Below are 16,527 nucleotides of genomic sequence, written 5' to 3' on the forward strand. Positions count from 1 at the left end.
CGCCTATTGCACCTCGTCGCTGTCCGCGTCGGGGCTGGCGCAACTTACATCGCCTTCCTCGCAATTGGCGGAGGCGGCGAGCTGCTTGATGCGATCATCGGTCAGCCTGGTCAGGCATTGCGAGACCTCCATCGCATGGATGGACCCGCCCTGGCTGGCGGCGGTGTTATGCGCGCATTCCGCATCCCGGAAGCTGATCCAGGCGCGTTGTGCCACCTGAAGCAATCTCTTGCCGTCGGCATCATCGGAGCCGATCAGCGCCTGATAGGTCGCATTGAGCCTGGCGTCGGCCGCCTGATATTCCTCGCCGGCACAGATATTCATCATCTGCTGGCTGTCGTCGGAGCGGTCGCATTCCTGCGCTCGGACAGCCGAGCTCGCCGCCAGGATGACGAGGCAGGCGGAGAGGGATATTCGGCGCATGGTCGTCCCCAAATCACTTGAGATAAACTGCATCATCCCAGCCGGCTCATGGCCGCGCAATGCCACGGGGCGGACATGGCGGATATTTGATGATATCAGGACATGGAGCACGCTTGCGGTTGACTTACGGTTGACATGGGCAAGTCTCCTCGTTTATGAGCCACCCACCGTTCAAAAGGCGCGTCTTCTGGCGCGCCTTAAAAATTCGACCCGGACCGGGTCCAGACCGACAGGCAAGACCATGAAGATCAAGAATTCGCTCAAGGCGTTGAAGGCGCGTCACCGCGACAACCAGCTGGTTCGCCGCAAGGGCCGCGTTTACATCATCAACAAGACCGCCCCGCGCTACAAGGCGCGCCAGGGTTGAGTTTTCGGCCGGAGGCTTTTTTCGCCTCCGCCCATGATGCTTGTCGGCCAGCCGGCCTTCCCATGCTAAAATCACTTTGATGTTCCGCCGCCCGGGATTAAACTCGGGCGATGCGGATTATTTTTGTATTCTTGACGACTTTGCTGGTTTCCGGCGTCATCTCCCTGCCGACCCAAGCCGGTGATCGGCCGATCGCGCTGGCGGCCGCGGATGGTCAGCCGGCGCCCGCCGATGCCCAGCCAGCGGCTCCGGACACTCCGGCCACGCCGATGACGAAACAGGCCCGGCTCGACAAACTGTTCTCCGAACTGAAGCGCGAGCGCAACGAAAAGGCCGCCGAGCGCATTGCCAGCAACATCTGGAACGAATGGTTCCAGTCCGGCAGCGCCTCGATCGATCTGATGATGCAGTGGTCGCAAAAGGCGATGAACGAGCAGAAGTTCGACGTCGCGCTCGATTTCCTGGACCAGGTGGTGACGTTGCAGCCAAGCTACGCCGAAGGCTGGAACCGTCGCGCCACCGTTCATTTCATGATGAAGAACTACGGCAAGTCGATGGCCGACATCGACCGCACGCTGCAGCTCGAGCCACGCCATTTCGGCGCGCTGTCGGGCCTGGCCCAGATCATGGCCGAAACCGGCCACAAGCAATCGGCGCTCGAGGCCTGGCAGAAGGTGCTGGCCATCTACCCGATGATGCGCAGCGCCCAGAACCAGGTCGCGACCCTGTCGGAAGAGCTTGCCGGCGAAGGCATTTGATAGATTAGGCGCCGGCGCTGGAGCCAGCGCTACTGCCTCACAACTTATCCCCCTGCATTCCCGTATATCCCGCATGAACCTGATCTATGCCACGCTCGCCTTCCTGATGGCGCTTGTCCTTGCCCTTGTCGGCGTCACCCGAGCCGGCTCGTGGCTGATCGAGCGCCGCGGTCCGTCGGTCGGCGCGTTCGCCGACATCAACGGTGCCCGCATCCACTATGTCCACATCCCCGCCCCAGCCAATGCGGATCTGCCGCCGATCGTCTTCATCCATGGCGCCAGCGCCAATTTGAAGGACCAGATGCTGCCACTCAGGCCGCTGCTTGAAGGCCGCGCCGAAATGCTGTTCTTCGACCGGCCTGGTTTTGGCTGGTCCGGCCGCGGTCCAGGCAACAATGAGGACCCATCGGCGCAAGCCGCAACCATCGCCGCCCTGATGGACCGTCTCGGCATCACGAAGGCAATCATCGTCGGCCATTCCTTCGGCGGCGTGGTGACGGCGGCTTTCGGCCGCGAGCATGCGGACAAGACGCTCGGCCTGGTCTTCCTGGCGCCGGCGACCCATCCCTGGCCGGGCGGCGCGACCTCCTGGTACTACGACCTGACGACCATTCCGGTGATCGGCCGGCTGTTCTCCGAGACGCTGACCTATCCGGCCGGATCGCTGCGGATGGCGGACGCCACGACCTGCGTCTTCTCACCCAACAAGGTGCCGGACAATTATCTTGCCGCAACCTCGATCCCGCTGGTGCTGCGGCCGTCGGCTTTTCGCGCCAACGCCACAGACGTTGCCGGCCTCTATCGCTATGCGCTCGACGCCGCACCGCACTACAAAGAGATCACGGCCCCGACCGTGGTCATCTCCGGCGACCGCGACAAGGTCGTCTATGCCCGGATTCACTCCCTCGGCCTCGTGCGCGACATCCCCGGCGCCGAGCTCGTCTGGGTGCATAATCTCGGTCATAAGCCGGACTGGATCGCATCCGACCTCGTCGTCGGCGCCATCGAGAAAGTCGGCGGCAAGGATATCGATCTGCAAGCAATCGCCAGGACGGTGGAGCTACGGATTGCCGGCGACACGTACGGCGCGGGCAAATGCTCCAACATCAAAGAACCTGAAGCGGAACTCGCGCCGACCTGATGCGTGCCGTCCGCAAACGGCCATCGCAGGCCGCCATTGGATTAGAGCGGAATGTACGTCCTGAAACACGGCATAAAGAAAATCCGCAAAAGCGATGGGCGCTGCCGGATCGCATCTTCTTCGGTCACGGCGCATGCGCCATTCTCGCCGGCACCTTCCTCAGGCATCCGCCATTGGAGGGATTTTACGGCGAACGGATCATTCCTGACGAAGGTTTTCAGGAAACCATATCTATGTGACGAACGGCCTGATCGCTTTCGACTATCACGGCTATTGCGCCCGAGAGCGGTTGCTCGAACACCATGAAAGAAGCTGGGCTTCGCGCAACGCCGGATGGCATTGCACGATTGCGAAAGTGGATTTCGATCTGCTCGATAAGACCGAACTCAACCGGCGAAAGATGCTCGGCCCGGATCAGTATCCGCATGACCCCATTCCTCGCGCGCGACAGTTTCTCCAGCGAAGAAACCACGCGGAAGCCGCGGCAAGAGCGCTCAGGGCTGCAACGAGGTTGGCAGCCGACTACCGGCCGGCTGTTTCCGATCCGACATAGGCGATGCGCAGCATGTTGGTCGATCCCGGAGTCCGCAGCGGCACACCGGCGGTGATGATGACCCGGTCGCCCGGCTTGCCGAAGTCTTCTTCCAGCGCAATGCGGCAGGCGCGGTCGACCATGTCGTCGAGATCGGTGGCATCGGGCGAGACGACGCAATGCGTGCCCCACAAAAGCGACAGCCGTCGCGCCGTGTTGAGGATCGGCGACAGCGCGATGATCGGCACCTGCGGACGTTCACGCGCGGCGCGCAGGCCGGTTGTGCCCGATGCCGTGTAGGTGATGATCGCAGAAAGTTTCAGCGTTTCGGCGATTTCGCGTGCGGCCAGCGAAATGGCATCGGCGCCCGTCGCTTCCGGCTCGGAGCGTTGCGCGTTGATGATGCCGGCATAGGTTGGATCGGTTTCGACCTTGGCGGCGATGCGGTTCATCATCGCCACCGCTTCGACCGGATAGGCGCCCGCCGCCGATTCCGCCGACAGCATGATCGCGTCGGCGCCTTCGAAGACGGCGATCGAAACGTCGGACACTTCGGCGCGGGTCGGCACAGGGGCCGTTATCATCGATTCCAGCATCTGCGTGGCGACCACCACCGGCTTGCCGGCGCGGCGCGCGGCGCGCGTGATCTGCTTCTGGATGCCGGGCACCGCCTCCAACGGCATTTCGACGCCGAGATCGCCGCGGGCGACCATCAGCGCGTCGGACAGTTCGATGATCTCGGCCAGCCGGGCCACGGCCTGCGGCTTTTCGATCTTGGCCATGATCAGCGCCCGGCCGCGGGCGATCTTGCGCGCTTCGGCCAGATCTTCCGGCCGCTGCACGAAGGATAGCGCGACCCAGTCGACGCCCGTGGCGAGCACCGCGTCGAGATCCTTGCGATCCTTCTCGGTCAGCGCGCCGACCGGCAGGTCGGTATCGGGCAGGCTGACGCCCTTCTTGTCGGAAATAGTAGTGCCGGCAATGACAGTGCAGACGATCGACTTGCCGTCGCTCTTTACCGCCTTCAGTTCGAGCTTGCCGTCGTCGATCAGGAGGCGATGGCCAGCCTCGACCGAGCTCAGGATTTCGGGATGCGGCAGGTAGACCCTTGTCGAGGTGCCGGGCTCGGGATTGTCGTCGAGCGTGAATGTCTGGCCCAGCGTCAAGACTTCCTTGCCATTGGCGAACTTGCCGACGCGCAGCTTCGGGCCTTGCAGGTCGGCAAGGATGCCGATCGGCCTGCCGACTTTTTCCTCGACGGCGCGGATGCGGGCGACCAGCGTGCGCATCAACTCATGATCGGTATGGCTCATATTGATGCGGAACACATCGGCGCCGGCTTCGAACAGCTTCTTCAGCATCTCCTCGGAGGAAGATGCCGGACCGATTGTGGCTAGGATCTTGACCTTGCGGCTACGTCTCATTGACTGTTCGTTCCCGGGGCGGCTGGAGCGCCTCCCGTTGCGGGCTCGTCGGTGAGCTGGACCATCCAGCTTGCCTGCTCGCCCGTGTCATATTCCTGGAATCCGGCGCGCTGGAAGCCCCGGGCGACGCAGTCGCTTACGCCGGCAATCCTGAACTCTTTTTCAGCCACGCACATGTTGATCGGGCCGTCCCAGCGTCCACCGCGCTCGGCGTCTTCTGCATAAAGATAGTAAAACCTTGATGACAGCGGCCCTTCGATCAACGTCTTGCAGCTCGATCCCTCGATGTGCCACCAGCCCTCGGTGATCCAGCCGGCCTTGGCCCGGTAGCCGATTCCGACGCCGACCAGGTTCTGCGTGGCGTTGCAGACGCGGAAGTCGGCGCGCGCCGGCGAAGCTGTGACCATCGCGGACAATCCCACGGCGAGCGTCAGGAGCGGCATGGCTAAGGCAAGGCGCGCGCGCTGCCCGCCGGCGGAAGCCATCCTAAAACCCCTCAAGAACCACATCAGCATCTCTCTGCGCCCCTTTTCGGAAAAGTCCGGGCGCATGTCAACGCGCCGTTTTGACCAATTCCAATCGATTTAGGAAGGCTCCCGGCGCGCGACCGTCGCCCGGTGCCAGATTTTCCGGGAAACCTTGGCTAAACAACGGCATTGCGCAGAGGTCGTCTTCATGGAATGACGATAGCATCCTCCCCGAAGGCCAGCGAACGACCATTTTCCGCCAATGACCCGATCCACAGTTTTCGCGCCCTTCGACATTGTCGAGGGCGACCGCAAGCGAGGCATCGTGCTTCTGGCCGATCATGCCCGCCGCGACCTGCCGGAAGAGTATGGCAGCCTGGGGCTGCCCGCGGCCGAATTCGACCGCCATATCGCCTATGACATTGGCGTCGAAGCGGTGACGCGTGAACTAGCCGCCCTGCTCGGTGCGCCGGCGGTGCTCGCCAATTTCTCGCGGCTGCTGATCGATCCCAACCGAGGCGAGGACGATCCAACACTCATTCGCCAGCTTTACGACGGCACCATCATTCCGGGAAATTATCCCCTGGCGCAGGAGGAACGCGAAAGGCGGCTCGATCGCTTCTACCGCCCTTATCACGACGCGGTCGGCGCCGTGATTGCGTCGGTCGCGCAAGCTTCCGGGCAAGCACCTTTCATCTTCTCGGTGCATTCCTTCACCCCTGCCATGCAGGGCAAGCAACGTCCGTGGCATGTCGGTATCCTTTGGGACAAGGACGATCGGGTGGCGCGACCGCTGATCGATATGCTGGCTGAGGACAAGGAACTCGTCGTCGGCGACAATGAGCCCTATGACGGCGCTTTGCGCGGCGACACCATGTTCAGGCACGCCATTGTCAATGGCTATGCCCACGCGCTGATCGAAATCCGCCAGGATCTGATAGCGGACCAGAAGGGCATTCTCGCCTGGGCCGGGCGGCTCTCACCGATCGTTGACGCGATCGACCACCGTCCCGATATACATGCGGTGAAGATGTTCGGCTCGCGCACCGGGCCGCTATGACGGAGGTTTCGGATGACCGAACTCAGCGACGAACAGAAGCGCGACTTCGAGGCCGCCGCCTTTCGGCGACTGGTCGAGCACTTGCGTGAACGGGGCGACGTGCAGAACATCGATCTGATGAACCTCGCCGGCTTCTGCCGCAACTGCCTCTCGAACTGGTACCGCGAAGCAGCCAATGCCGAAGGCGTCGAGCTCGGCAAGGACCAATCGCGCGAGATCGTCTACGGGATGCCCTATGCGCAGTGGCAGGCGCTCAACCAGACAGAGGCTTCGGATGCCAAGAAGGCGGAATTCGAAGCGCGGCGCCCCAAGGATCACTGAGTCCGTTTGGCCCAAATGCTTTCCCATTAACAGCGCTTGACTGAAAATTGAATCGATCTAATTTGCCGCGCATAGCCATTTTCTGACCGGATTCGTCCCATGAACGCTTCGAACCCCATGCAAACTGCCATTCGCGGGCGATGGGCCGTGGCGGCCATTTTCCTCGCCAATGGCTTCCTGACCGGCAGCTGGGCGCCGCAGATTCCTGTCTTCCTGACCCGGTTGGACATCTCGAAATTCACGCTCGGCCTGCTGATCCTATTGTTCGGCGCCGGCGCGGTCACCGCCATGACATGGTGCGGCCACCTGATCTCCAAACACGGCTCGCGCACCGTGCTGCGCTGGTTCGGCCTCTGCGGCAGCCTCGGCCTGCTGGTCGTGGCGCTGGCCCCCAACGTGCCGCTGGCAGCCATCGCCATGTTCATCTTCGGCGGCTCCATCGGCGGCATGGATGTCGCCATGAATGCCAATGCGGTGGTGGTGGAACGGCGGCTAGGGCGCGCCATCATGTCATCGTCGCACGGCTTCTGGAGCCTCGGCGGTTTCGCCGGCGGCGCCCTTGGCGGCTACGCCATCCAGACTTATGGCCACCTCGCCCATGCCGCGGTGGTGACCGCGCTTGCCTTCGCGGCAATCGCGGCGGCGGTGCCCCACATCGCGGCCGAAAACAAACCGCAGGCGACCGAGCATCATAAATTCGCTCTGCCGGCAAATCCATTGGTCTACCTGATCGGCCTGATGGCCCTGCTGACGATGATTTCAGAGGGCGCGGTGCTCGATTGGGCGGCGCTGTACCTGCGGCAGGAACTCGGCGCCGACCTCGCCGTCGCCGGTCTTGCCTACGCCGCCTTTTCCGGGGTCATGGCGATCATGCGCTTTTTCGGGGATGGCGTCCGCAACCGCTTCGGCGCGGTGATGACACTGCGCGGCTCGGCCATCGTCGCGGCCGCCGGCATGCTGATCGCCGGCCTGTCGCCCTCGCCTTGGCTCGCCATCGCAGCCTTTGCGCTTTGCGGCTTCGGCATCGCCAACATGGTGCCGATCATCTTTTCCGCCGGCGGCAACCAGGAGGGCATGTCGTCGGGCGCCGGCATGAGCGTCGTCACCACCATGGGCTATTCCGGCATTCTGGTGGCGCCGTCGGCGATCGGCTTCGTCGCCGAACATTCCAGCTTCGGGCCGATCTTCATCGCCATGTCGGTGCTGCTGATCGTCGTCTTGCTGATGGCGGGTCTCGCTCACCGCGCCGAATTCGCTCCCGACGTCGCACCAGCCGAATAACGTTTCAATTCCTCATGGAGAAAGTCGGCCACGCGGCGGATGCGCACGCTGCTGCGCACGTCGCGATGCATCGCCAGCCATACCGGCAGCTCGGGCAGCGGCAGGCCGGGCAGCACCTTCTCCACCAGCGGATCGCGATCGGCCAGCGGCTCCTGGCCAAGACCAATGCCGTTTCCCGTCCGCACCGCCTCCCACAGGACCATTTGGCTGTCGGCCCTGAAGCGGAAGCTGCTTCGGCTGACCGGAATGCCTAATTGCGTAAAGCCCCGGATCATCTCGTCGCTGCGATCGAAGCCGATCAAGGGATGATCGACGAGATCGGCCGGCCCGAGCGGACGGCCCCGCCGGTCGAGATAGGCAATGGCCGCGCAGGCGCAGAGTGCGATATCGCAGACCTTGCGCGCCACCAGTTCGTTCTGCGCCGGCTTGACCATGCGGATGGCAATGTCGGCATCCCGGCGCAGCAGGTTTTCGACCTGGTTCGAGGCAACGATCTCGACCTCGATGCCGGGTTCCTCGATGCCGAGCCGCGCCATCATTTCGGGCAGCACATAGGCAGCCACCACTTCGCTGGCGGCGATGCGCACGGTGCCTTCGATGGCCTCGACCGAACCCAGCGCCAGCCGTGAAAAGGCACTGGCCTGTTCGCTGACCGTTTTTCCGCGCTCGAACAACGTGGCCCCTGCTTCCGTCAGCGCATAACCGCTTCGCCCACGCCGGAACAGGGTAACGCCGAGCGCATGTTCCAGTTCGGTGATGTGACGGCCAAGCGTCGGCTGGCTGGCCGACAGCTTTCGCGCGGCGGCCGACAAGCTGCCGGTTTCCGCGACCGTGACGAAGCTCTTGATCAGGTTCCAATCGATGTCAGTCATTCAATAATGAATATCAAGACTGCATCCATAGTCAATTTCAATTCATGCGTGAGGCACGCATATTCACCCTGCAACAGCAATACGAATTGCACCACTAACCAGGAGATCTCAGAAATGACCAGGATCGCAATTCTCGGCGCCAATGGCCGGCTCGGCCGCGCGGTCGCCAAGGCTTTCATCGATGCCGGCTTCGATGTCCGCGCCGTTACCCGCGCCGGCAACGTACCGGCCGAACTCAAGGGCGCCACGGCGGTTGCCGGCGATGCGCTGGACCGTCAATCGCTGATCCAGGCCACCGAAGGGGTGGATATCATCTTCAACGGCCTGAACCCGATCTACACCGATTGGGGCAAATGCCTGCCGATGGCTGAAAATGTCATGGCCGCCTGCCACGCCAACAACGCGCTGCATCTCTTCCCCGGCACGGTCTATAATTACGGCTCGCCCATGCCGGCGGTGATATCGGAAGACACGCCGTTCCATCCGACGACCGAGAAGGGTCGCATTCGCTGTGCCATGGAGGATCTGTTCCGCCGTGAGGCCGAGGCCGGTCGGGTGCGCACCATTGTTCTGCGGGCCGGCGACTTCTTCGGCGGCACTGGCAGTGGCTCCTGGTTCGACCTTGTCGTCGCCGCCAAGATCAACAAGGGCATCTACACCGCGCCCGGCCCGGCCGACCTCGTGCATGAATGGGCCTATCTGCCCGATTTCGCCGTAGGTTTCGTGGCGCTCGCCAGGACCCTGGACAAACTCGGCTCCTATGAAGCGCTGAACTTTCCCGGCCACGCGGTCACCGACCTGCAGATCAAGGCGGCCGCCGAGAAGGCGGTTGGCTATCAGCTCAAGATGACTTCGATGCCCTGGTGGGTGCTGCGTGCCGGCAGCCCGTTCGTGGCGATGTAGCGGGAGATCGTCTCGATGTCCTACCTGCGCTTCGAACCGCACCAGCTGGCTTCGACGCGGCTGGAAGGCATCATCGGCGAAATCCCGCATACGCCGCTCGATCAGGCCGTGAACAAAGCCTTGCAGGATATCGGCATCGCCGTCGCGCCCGCCCGTCGCCAGGCCGCCTGATCGAGCTTGCTGGCCAGATGAGAACGGCTGGGCTCAGTAAGGGTCCGGCGGTGATAGTTGTCGTCAGATCCTTCCCAGCACAAGCAGGATCAGCACCACGACCAGGATGACGCCGACAATGCCCGATGGTCCGTAGCCCCAGGAGCGGGAATGCGGCCATGCCGGCACCGCGCCGATCAGGATCAGGATCAGGATGATAACGAGAAGTGTGCTGATGGCCATTTTGAGCCCTCGCCGTCTGGTTGCATTCCAGGGAACAATGCGAAAGGCCGTCCGGTTGTTCCCGGACGGCCTTTGTTGCTCGGGCTTGCGAAACGCTCTATTCTGCGGCCTTCGGGAAGCTGACCGCCGGCTCGGCGCCGACATCTGCCAAAGGTCCTTGGGACGAGATCTCGCCCTTGCCGCGCCGGAAGAGACGGCTGATTAAGCCGCGCCGCGCGCCGGGCTTGACCTTGGCGCGGGTGAAAACCATCAGCATCGACGGCGTCACCACCAGCGTCAGAATGGTGGCGAAGGACAGGCCGAAGACGATCGCCGAGGACAGCGAAATCCACCATTGCGTCGACGGCGCATTGATCGTCGTCTCGTGATGGAAGATTTCGAGCCCAAGGCCGAAGGCGATCGGCAGCACGCCGAGAATCGCCGACACCGCCGTCAGCACAACCGGTCGCGCACGCTCGCGGCAGGTCTGCAGCACCGCGTCCATCTTGTCCCAGCCCTCCTCGCGCAGCCGGTCGTAGGTGTCGATTAACACGATGTTGTTGTTCACCACCACGCCGGCCAGCGCGATGACGCCAATGCCGGACATGACAATGCCGAACGTCTCGCCTGTGATAAGCAGTCCGAGGAACACGCCGATTGTCGCCATGACCACGCAGGACAGCACCAGCCATACGCTGGTGAATTTGTTGAACTGCGCGAGCAGCACCAGGAAGATCAGGAAGATCGCCGCGCCGAAGGCCTTGCTGAGGAAGGCGCTGGCTTCCGCGCTGTCCTCATTCGATCCGGCGAGCTTCCAGCGTATTCCGCTGCCCAGATTCATATCGGTGACGGCCTGGGTGACCTCCTGCTGCACGACAGCGACTTGGCTGCCGGCCGTGACGTTGGCCTGCACCACCACGGTGCGGGCGCCGTCGATGCGGTTGAGGATGCCGACCGTCGGCTCGGGTTTGCGCACGACGAAGTTCGAGATCGGCACCGACCCTTGCGAGGTCTGCACCCTGAGCTCGTCCAGCGTCGACAGCGTGCGCCGGTCTTCCGGAAGACGCAGGCGGATGTCGACGGCGTCGTCGGCGCCAGCGGGCCGGTATTCGGAAAGCTTCAGTCCGTTCGTCACCAGCTGCACCACGGTGCCGACGGAAGTCGGACTGATGCCGTATTGCGCGGCCTTGGCGCGGTCGACCTCGAGAGCCCAGTCGACGCCAGGCGGCGGCAGGCCATCGGAAATATCGATGACGCCCGGCACCTTGGCGATACGCGCAGCCACGGCGCGCGCCTTGTCGTCGAGGCCGGCTGGATCGACGGCCGAGAGCCTGATCTGGATTGGCTTGCCGGTTGGCGGACCGGCTTCCGGCACGCGCACCTCGACGTCGACCCCGGGAATGCCGGCCATCACGCCGCGCAGATCGCTTAGTATCTGGTCCGCGGACTTGCGTTCGCGCCAGTCGATGAATTCGTACTGGATGACGCCGACGACGTCCTCGGGCACATCCTGGCCGCCGCCCTGCGTCTTGCCGACGCGGGTGTAGACCGACTTCACGCCGGGCCAGCCGAGCAATCGGTTTTCGGCGATCTTGGTCGCCGTATCCATTTCGGCCAGCGAAAGGTTGCCGCGGGCATGCACGTAAAGCAGGCCATAGTCGGGTTCGACGCTAGGGAAGAATTCGACGCCGGCACCGTACTTTGAATAGCCAACGAAAATACCCGTCAGCAAGACGACGGTGAGCACGATCACGGTGATGGGAAAGCGCACCGCTTGCTTGACGACAGCCATGTACCAGCCGTCGCGATTGCCATCCTCGTGATGCTGCGGCGCCTTGGCGAATATGGCGCCCAGCGTCGGCGCGAAAACCAGCGCATAGAGCATCGAGGCCGACAGCGTGACGATTAGCGTGATCGGCATGTACTTCATGAAATCGCCGATGATCCCGGGCCAGAACAGGAGCGGCGAGAAGGCGGCGATACGCGTCATCGTCGCTGCGATGACCGGGCCGGCCATGCGCTTGGCGGCGAGCGCGAAGGCTTCCTGCTTCGGCATGCCCTCGCTCATCCGTCGTTCGGCGAACTCGGTGACGATGATGGCGTCGTCGACCAGCATGCCGACCGCCAGAATAAGGCTGAACAACACGATCATGTTGATCGTGTAGCCCATCATGGCAAGCAGCAGGATACCGATCAGGAAGGACGACGGAATGGCAAGGCCAATCAGCAGCGAGGCCCGGCCGGACAGCGCGTAGAGGATGACGATGAACACCAGGATGACGGCGATCATCACGTGGTTCTGCAAGTCGCCCAACAGCTGGTTGACGAAGACGGACTTGTCCTGCGTGTAGGTGACGTGCATGCCCTCGGGCATCGTCTTGACGAAAGCGTCGGACACCTCCCTGACCTTGGTTAGCGTATCGATCAGATTGGCGCCGATGCGCTTCTTGACTTCGATGGCGATGGCCGGCTTGCCGTTGAGGCGCGTGATTGTCGTCGCGTCGGCGAAGGTCGAGCGTATCGTCGCGATGTCCTTGGCCTGCACCACGGCATTGGGCCCGGCGACCACGGGCAGTGCCGCCACATCCTCCGGTGTCTCGATCAGCGACGGCACCTTGACGGCATATTTGCCTTCCGAGCCCTCGATATTGCCGGCGGCGACCAGGCTGTTGGAAGCACCGACAGCGCCGATCAGCTGGTCGAGCTGCAGGCCATAGGACGACAGCTTCATCGGATCGATGACGACTTCGACCAGATCGTCGCGCGAGCCCTGCAACGAGCCTTCGAGCACGCCGGGCACTTCCTCGATGCGATCACGCAGTTCACGGGCCGCAGCCGTCAAAACGCGCTCCGGCAATTCGCCGGAAAGCGTGACGACGAGCACCGGGAATTCCGAGATGTTGACCTCGGTGACGACAGGCTCCTCGGCCGCCTGCGGCAGGTCGGCCTTGCCGTCCTGCACCTTGGAGCGCGTATCCTGCAGCGCCGTCGCAAGGTTCGTCTGCGGCTGGAACTCGACCAGAACGTAGCCGCCGCCCTGGAAGGCGGCCGAACGCATCTCCTTGAGGCCCTTCAGGCTTTTCAACTTGCTTTCCATCGGCCGCAGCAGAAGACGCTCGGAATCCTCCGGTGAAATGCCTTGATAGATCAGACTGACATACATCATCGGAATCGGAACGTCGGGTTCCGCTTCCTTCGGTGTCGACTGATAGGCGACCCAGCCTGCAATCAGCAGGAAGACCAGGACCGAGATGGTCAGGCGGGCATTGTTGATTGCGAGTCTGACGATATCCATGACTTATGCCTGCTGTTGCTTTCGGGAGTGGCGAACGGACATGCTGTCGCCGGACAGGGTCCGGCGCCGGCGCCCACGCGCTACTGCGTCCCGGCGGTGGCTTCGCCGATCAGCTTTTTGATGGTCGCCTGATCGGCCTCGACCGGATGGACCTCGTCGCCTTCCTTCACCAGTTCCTGGCCGGCAACGATGATGCGCGCATCGGCCGGGATGCCGCCAAGCACGAGACCGGTCGGCGTATCGTCGACCAGATCGATCGGAAAGAACGCCACCTTGTTGTCCTTGCCGACGGCGCGGATGCCGAGATCGCCCTTGTCGCCCAGCGTCACCACCGAGCGCGGCAAAAGCACCGCGTCGGTCGGCAACGCGCTGAGCTGGATTTCGGCCGTCATGCCGGCCGGCACCGAGCCATCGGCATTGGGGATGGCAATCTCGACACGGAAGGTGCGGGTCGCCGACGAGGCGTCTCGGCTGATATAGCGCACGGTGCCTTCGACGGTCTGGCCGCTGACCAGCCGAACGCTGGCCTTGTCGCCGATCTTGAGATAGCCGAGGTCGCGCTCGCTGATTTCGCCGCGCGCGATCACCGGGTCGAGCTTGAGGATCGTCGCCACCTCGCCGCCCTGCATGACGGAGCTGCCGAGTTCCACCGGCACCCGGTCGATGACGCCGTCGAACGGCGCCTTCACTTCGTTGCGGTCGAGCTCGGCCTGCGCGGTATCCAACTGGGACTGCGCCTGGGTCAGGTTGGAACGGGCGGTGTCGAGCTGCAGCTTCGGCAAATTGCCTGTCTTGGCCAGCCGCTCGGCGGCATCGAGTTCGGCGTTGCGCTGCGCGACAAGCTGCTTGGCATTGTCGACCATCGAGATCTTTTCCTCGGCGGCGAGCATCAGCACCAGGTCGCCGGTCTTGACGTGGTCGCCCTGCTTGACCGGCAGCTTGTCGATGACGCCGGCGACGCGGGTTGCCAGCACCGCGCGCTTGTCGGCTTCGGTCAGCCCGGAAATGCGGATGGCGCGGGCATAGGTCTTGCGCGGCGGCGTCACCACGGCGACGGTACGCAGCGGGGCCTTCGGTTCGGCTTCCGCCGTCTTCGGCTTGCTCGCGTCCGGCGTCTTGCCCTGCTCGACTTCGGCTGCCTTGGCCTTGTTCGCCGCTACGCTGCCGACCGACGAGAACTCGCCCGTCGCCATCCACGCCGCGAAACCGATGAGCACAACAATGGCTGCAAGCTTGTGAAACCTGATTTTAGGCATCGTCATTTTTCCACTACGGGTCGGCCAGCACCGCGTCTGATGACGCGGGCGCGTCGCCGATATGGGTGCGCGCTTGACCGTGTTCAAATTGCCGTGATCGGCGAGCGCGCTTCTACATCAAAGTTGCATTGCAATATAGTCCCAAAGTTGCAGCAGCATTGCGTAGCCGAACAAGGTTGGGCCGTCATGAAACGGTTCTGTGTGACTTGCCAGGCTACTTGGTGAAGCCGGCCGCCGGTTCACGATCCGGCTCTGAAACGTCGACCGCTGGGGACCCGCCCGGCTCGCCATAGGCCCGTCCGGCCGTCTCCGAAATACAGCCGCGATCCGCATTCAGGCACGAACCCGCGATCCGCGTCAGCGCGATCGGCGACGGGGCAATGGCCGAGACACCACCAACACGGGCCAAAGGCCTGGAATTGCTCGGAAAAGAGGCACGTCAATCGTTCAGATCAGGCTTGCCGCCGCCAATGCACCGACGTCGAACCAGATGCTGAAAACGCCAATGCGCCCGCATTATTACGTCCTGGACCATCGCGTCCCGATACGCGCGACATAGGGCCCGGCGCGAGACAGGTGCGGGAACACCGGGTGTATTTCGTCCCAATCGCAATTCTGTATCGAGCATCGCACCCGACCCCTTCGAACGTCTCCCGGCCGGCGCCATCTGACCGTTAGTGGCAGCAGGCGTCAGCATGATGACGGCTCTTCCGCACGCCAAGGTTGCTGTCACGCCAGCAGCGCTGGACACGCGCTGCTCCGGAGACCCGCCATGCTGCCGGCGACACTGCCGTGGAGCCAGCCGGCGGGCTCAGGCCCGACGGCGCTCCGCCTCCGGGTTCTTGCGCGCTGCAAGAAACTCCTTGACCCGGCGGCCCGGTGCTGGACCGCGGACCGGCTTGAAACCGTCGTCGAGTTCGCCCGAGAGATCGAGCGTGGCATGCTTGCCGACGGCGTCGTAGTTCTCCTCCAACCAGTCGCTGGCGGCGGTGCGGCCGAGATCTCTGAGATAGGTCAGGAACGCCCATTCGGCATTGACCTTGGACGAAGCCGACAGATCCTTGAACGCCTCGTCGGCATCGATGCGGTGCATGCGGATGTCCCGGTATTCGCCATGCGGCAGACGCCGGGCGGCGATCAGTTCCTTGACGAAGGCGATCGAGCGGAATTCGCGCAGCAGCCCGGCATTGAAGGTGATCTCGTCGATGCGGTTCTGAATCTCGTTGGCGCTTTTTGGTGTTCCCTCGCGCACCACCGGGTTGATCTGCACCAGAAGCACGTCCTCGGTCGCCGCCGTCTTGAAGAACGGATAGAGCGCCGGGTTGCCGCCATAGCCGCCATCCCAATAGGGCACGCCCTTGATCTCGACAGCACGGAACAGTTGCGGCAGGCAGGCCGAGGCCATTACTGCGTCGAGATCGATCTCGCCATCGGAAAACACTCGCAACTGCCCTGTCTCGACATTGGTGGCGGAGATGAACAGTTCCATCGACTTGCAGGCATGGACATTCCCGAAATCGATCTCCCGCGCGACCACGTCGCGCAGCGGATTGAGGCCGAGCGGGTTGGCGACATAGGGCGAGAATACCCGCGACATGGTGTCGAAGAAGACATAGCCCGGCGTGTTCTCGATAGACCAATTGCCCCAGGCGACATCCCAGGGCATGCGTTGCACGGGGCTGAACCGTCCCTTCGCGGCCACCGCGTGCCAGAAATCGTCCAGCTTCCTGCGCGCGCCCTCGACCCCGCCCCTGACAAAACCGTCAGCCAGCGCCACCGCGTTCATCGCGCCGGCACTGGTACCGGACACCGCCGATATCTCCAGCCTGTCATCCTCCAGCAACCGGTCGAGCACGCCCCAGGAAAAGGCGCCATGCGAGCCGCCACCCTGGAGAGCGATGTTGATCTTCTTCTTTTCCTCCGCCTTGCCGTTCTTCGTCATGGCGTTTCTGTCATCCTGATACGCCGGCCCGCCCCTACGTCATTCGAAGGAAGCAGCTATCGCCAGCTTATGTTGCAGTGCAGCATATAAGAATGGATCAAGGCAAGAACACG

The 16,527-nt window shown here is 63.1% G+C and carries 14 protein-coding genes and 2 pseudogenes; 8 read left to right on the forward strand and 8 right to left on the reverse strand.

Annotation, left to right across the window (positions count from 1 at the left end; genetic code table 11):
- Window positions 1-3: 3 nt before the first annotated feature.
- Entirely contained in the window at window positions 4-423 is a 420-nt protein-coding gene (locus AC3CB8_RS01575; protein WP_023773944.1) for a lysozyme inhibitor LprI family protein, read from the reverse strand.
- A gap of 241 nt (window positions 424-664) precedes the next feature.
- Between AC3CB8_RS01575 and ykgO the strand changes: the two genes are divergently transcribed.
- The 4 genes and pseudogenes from ykgO to AC3CB8_RS01595 all read left to right on the forward strand — a co-directional run bounded on the left by ykgO (window position 665) and on the right by AC3CB8_RS01595 (window position 3,242).
- On the forward strand, window positions 665-790 hold the full coding sequence (ykgO, locus tag AC3CB8_RS01580; RefSeq protein ID WP_006327841.1) for a type B 50S ribosomal protein L36: 126 nt from the start codon (window positions 665-667) through the stop codon (window positions 788-790).
- A gap of 110 nt (window positions 791-900) precedes the next feature.
- Window positions 901-1,548, forward strand: coding sequence for a tetratricopeptide repeat protein (locus AC3CB8_RS01585; protein WP_023784800.1), 648 nt, complete (start codon window positions 901-903; stop codon window positions 1,546-1,548).
- A gap of 73 nt (window positions 1,549-1,621) precedes the next feature.
- A complete protein-coding gene (locus tag AC3CB8_RS01590; RefSeq protein ID WP_352564224.1) occupies window positions 1,622-2,689 on the forward strand; it encodes an alpha/beta fold hydrolase in 1,068 nt (355 codons plus the stop codon).
- A gap of 51 nt (window positions 2,690-2,740) precedes the next feature.
- Window positions 2,741-3,242 (forward strand): annotated as a pseudogene (locus AC3CB8_RS01595) (hypothetical protein).
- Here the strand turns inward: AC3CB8_RS01595 and pyk are convergent.
- Both pyk and AC3CB8_RS01605 read right to left on the reverse strand, forming a co-directional pair.
- Window positions 3,212-4,645, reverse strand: a complete 1,434-nt coding sequence (gene pyk / locus AC3CB8_RS01600) for a pyruvate kinase (RefSeq protein WP_023784804.1) — start codon at window positions 4,643-4,645, stop codon at window positions 3,212-3,214. The pseudogene AC3CB8_RS01595 and the gene pyk overlap by 31 nt on opposite strands.
- On the reverse strand, window positions 4,642-5,088 hold the full coding sequence (locus tag AC3CB8_RS01605) for a DUF1036 domain-containing protein (RefSeq protein WP_435053042.1): 447 nt from the start codon (window positions 5,086-5,088) through the stop codon (window positions 4,642-4,644). The genes pyk and AC3CB8_RS01605 overlap by 4 nt, the downstream gene beginning before the upstream one ends.
- Before the next feature lie 286 nt (window positions 5,089-5,374).
- Here AC3CB8_RS01605 and AC3CB8_RS01610 point away from each other — a divergent pair, with 286 nt between their 5' ends.
- The 3 genes from AC3CB8_RS01610 (at window position 5,375) to AC3CB8_RS01620 (ending at window position 7,774) form a co-directional block, all read left to right on the forward strand.
- Window positions 5,375-6,172, forward strand: coding sequence for an N-formylglutamate amidohydrolase (locus tag AC3CB8_RS01610; protein ID WP_352596308.1), 798 nt, complete (start codon window positions 5,375-5,377; stop codon window positions 6,170-6,172).
- Between the two features lie 12 nt (window positions 6,173-6,184).
- The gene (locus AC3CB8_RS01615; protein ID WP_023773937.1) at window positions 6,185-6,493 is read left to right on the forward strand and encodes a DUF1244 domain-containing protein; all 309 of its coding nucleotides are present in this window, start codon (window positions 6,185-6,187) and stop codon (window positions 6,491-6,493) included.
- A 99-nt stretch (window positions 6,494-6,592) separates the two neighbouring features.
- Window positions 6,593-7,774, forward strand: a complete 1,182-nt coding sequence (locus AC3CB8_RS01620) for an MFS transporter (protein ID WP_031241704.1) — start codon at window positions 6,593-6,595, stop codon at window positions 7,772-7,774.
- Here the strand turns inward: AC3CB8_RS01620 and AC3CB8_RS01625 are convergent.
- Window positions 7,732-8,646 carry a LysR family transcriptional regulator gene (locus tag AC3CB8_RS01625; protein ID WP_023796326.1) on the reverse strand — a complete coding sequence of 305 codons (915 nt, stop codon included), beginning with the start codon at window positions 8,644-8,646 and terminating at the stop codon, window positions 7,732-7,734. The genes AC3CB8_RS01620 and AC3CB8_RS01625 overlap by 43 nt on opposite strands.
- Window positions 8,647-8,760: 114 nt before the next feature.
- Between AC3CB8_RS01625 and AC3CB8_RS01630 the strand changes: the two are divergent.
- A pseudogene (locus tag AC3CB8_RS01630) lies at window positions 8,761-9,720 on the forward strand (SDR family oxidoreductase).
- 63 nt (window positions 9,721-9,783) lie between these two features.
- Here the strand turns inward: AC3CB8_RS01630 and AC3CB8_RS01635 are convergent.
- The 4 genes from AC3CB8_RS01635 to AC3CB8_RS01650 form a co-directional block, all read right to left on the reverse strand.
- Window positions 9,784-9,942, reverse strand: coding sequence for a DUF3309 family protein (locus tag AC3CB8_RS01635; protein ID WP_023773933.1), 159 nt, complete (start codon window positions 9,940-9,942; stop codon window positions 9,784-9,786).
- Window positions 9,943-10,039: 97 nt separating this feature from the next.
- Complete coding sequence (locus AC3CB8_RS01640; RefSeq protein WP_352564231.1) at window positions 10,040-13,216, reverse strand: efflux RND transporter permease subunit; 3,177 nt, start codon at window positions 13,214-13,216, stop codon at window positions 10,040-10,042.
- An 80-nt stretch (window positions 13,217-13,296) separates the two neighbouring features.
- Window positions 13,297-14,472, reverse strand: a complete 1,176-nt coding sequence (locus tag AC3CB8_RS01645; protein ID WP_352551115.1) for an efflux RND transporter periplasmic adaptor subunit — start codon at window positions 14,470-14,472, stop codon at window positions 13,297-13,299.
- 811 nt (window positions 14,473-15,283) lie between these two features.
- A complete protein-coding gene (locus AC3CB8_RS01650) occupies window positions 15,284-16,414 on the reverse strand; it encodes a patatin-like phospholipase family protein (protein ID WP_023784812.1) in 1,131 nt (376 codons plus the stop codon).
- Window positions 16,415-16,527: the final 113 nt, after the last annotated feature.

The sequence above is a fragment of the Mesorhizobium sp. P160927 genome, from assembly GCF_057766385.1.

Bases quoted from the DNA above. Each gene is read 5' to 3' on its own strand.
- AC3CB8_RS01575 (WP_023773944.1), bottom strand. From the start codon at position 423: ATGCGCCGAATATCCCTCTCCGCCTGCCTCGTCATCCTGGCGGCGAGC.
- ykgO (WP_006327841.1), top strand. From the start codon at position 665: ATGAAGATCAAGAATTCGCTCAAGGCGTTGAAGGCGCGTCACCGCGAC.
- AC3CB8_RS01585 (WP_023784800.1), top strand. From the start codon at position 901: ATGCGGATTATTTTTGTATTCTTGACGACTTTGCTGGTTTCCGGCGTC.
- AC3CB8_RS01590 (WP_352564224.1), top strand. From the start codon at position 1,622: ATGAACCTGATCTATGCCACGCTCGCCTTCCTGATGGCGCTTGTCCTT.
- pyk (WP_023784804.1), bottom strand. From the start codon at position 4,645: ATGAGACGTAGCCGCAAGGTCAAGATCCTAGCCACAATCGGTCCGGCA.
- AC3CB8_RS01605 (WP_435053042.1), bottom strand. From the start codon at position 5,088: ATGCCGCTCCTGACGCTCGCCGTGGGATTGTCCGCGATGGTCACAGCT.
- AC3CB8_RS01610 (WP_352596308.1), top strand. From the start codon at position 5,375: ATGACCCGATCCACAGTTTTCGCGCCCTTCGACATTGTCGAGGGCGAC.
- AC3CB8_RS01615 (WP_023773937.1), top strand. From the start codon at position 6,185: ATGACCGAACTCAGCGACGAACAGAAGCGCGACTTCGAGGCCGCCGCC.
- AC3CB8_RS01620 (WP_031241704.1), top strand. From the start codon at position 6,593: ATGAACGCTTCGAACCCCATGCAAACTGCCATTCGCGGGCGATGGGCC.
- AC3CB8_RS01625 (WP_023796326.1), bottom strand. From the start codon at position 8,646: ATGACTGACATCGATTGGAACCTGATCAAGAGCTTCGTCACGGTCGCG.
- AC3CB8_RS01635 (WP_023773933.1), bottom strand. From the start codon at position 9,942: ATGGCCATCAGCACACTTCTCGTTATCATCCTGATCCTGATCCTGATC.
- AC3CB8_RS01640 (WP_352564231.1), bottom strand. From the start codon at position 13,216: ATGGATATCGTCAGACTCGCAATCAACAATGCCCGCCTGACCATCTCG.
- AC3CB8_RS01645 (WP_352551115.1), bottom strand. From the start codon at position 14,472: ATGCCTAAAATCAGGTTTCACAAGCTTGCAGCCATTGTTGTGCTCATC.
- AC3CB8_RS01650 (WP_023784812.1), bottom strand. From the start codon at position 16,414: ATGACGAAGAACGGCAAGGCGGAGGAAAAGAAGAAGATCAACATCGCT.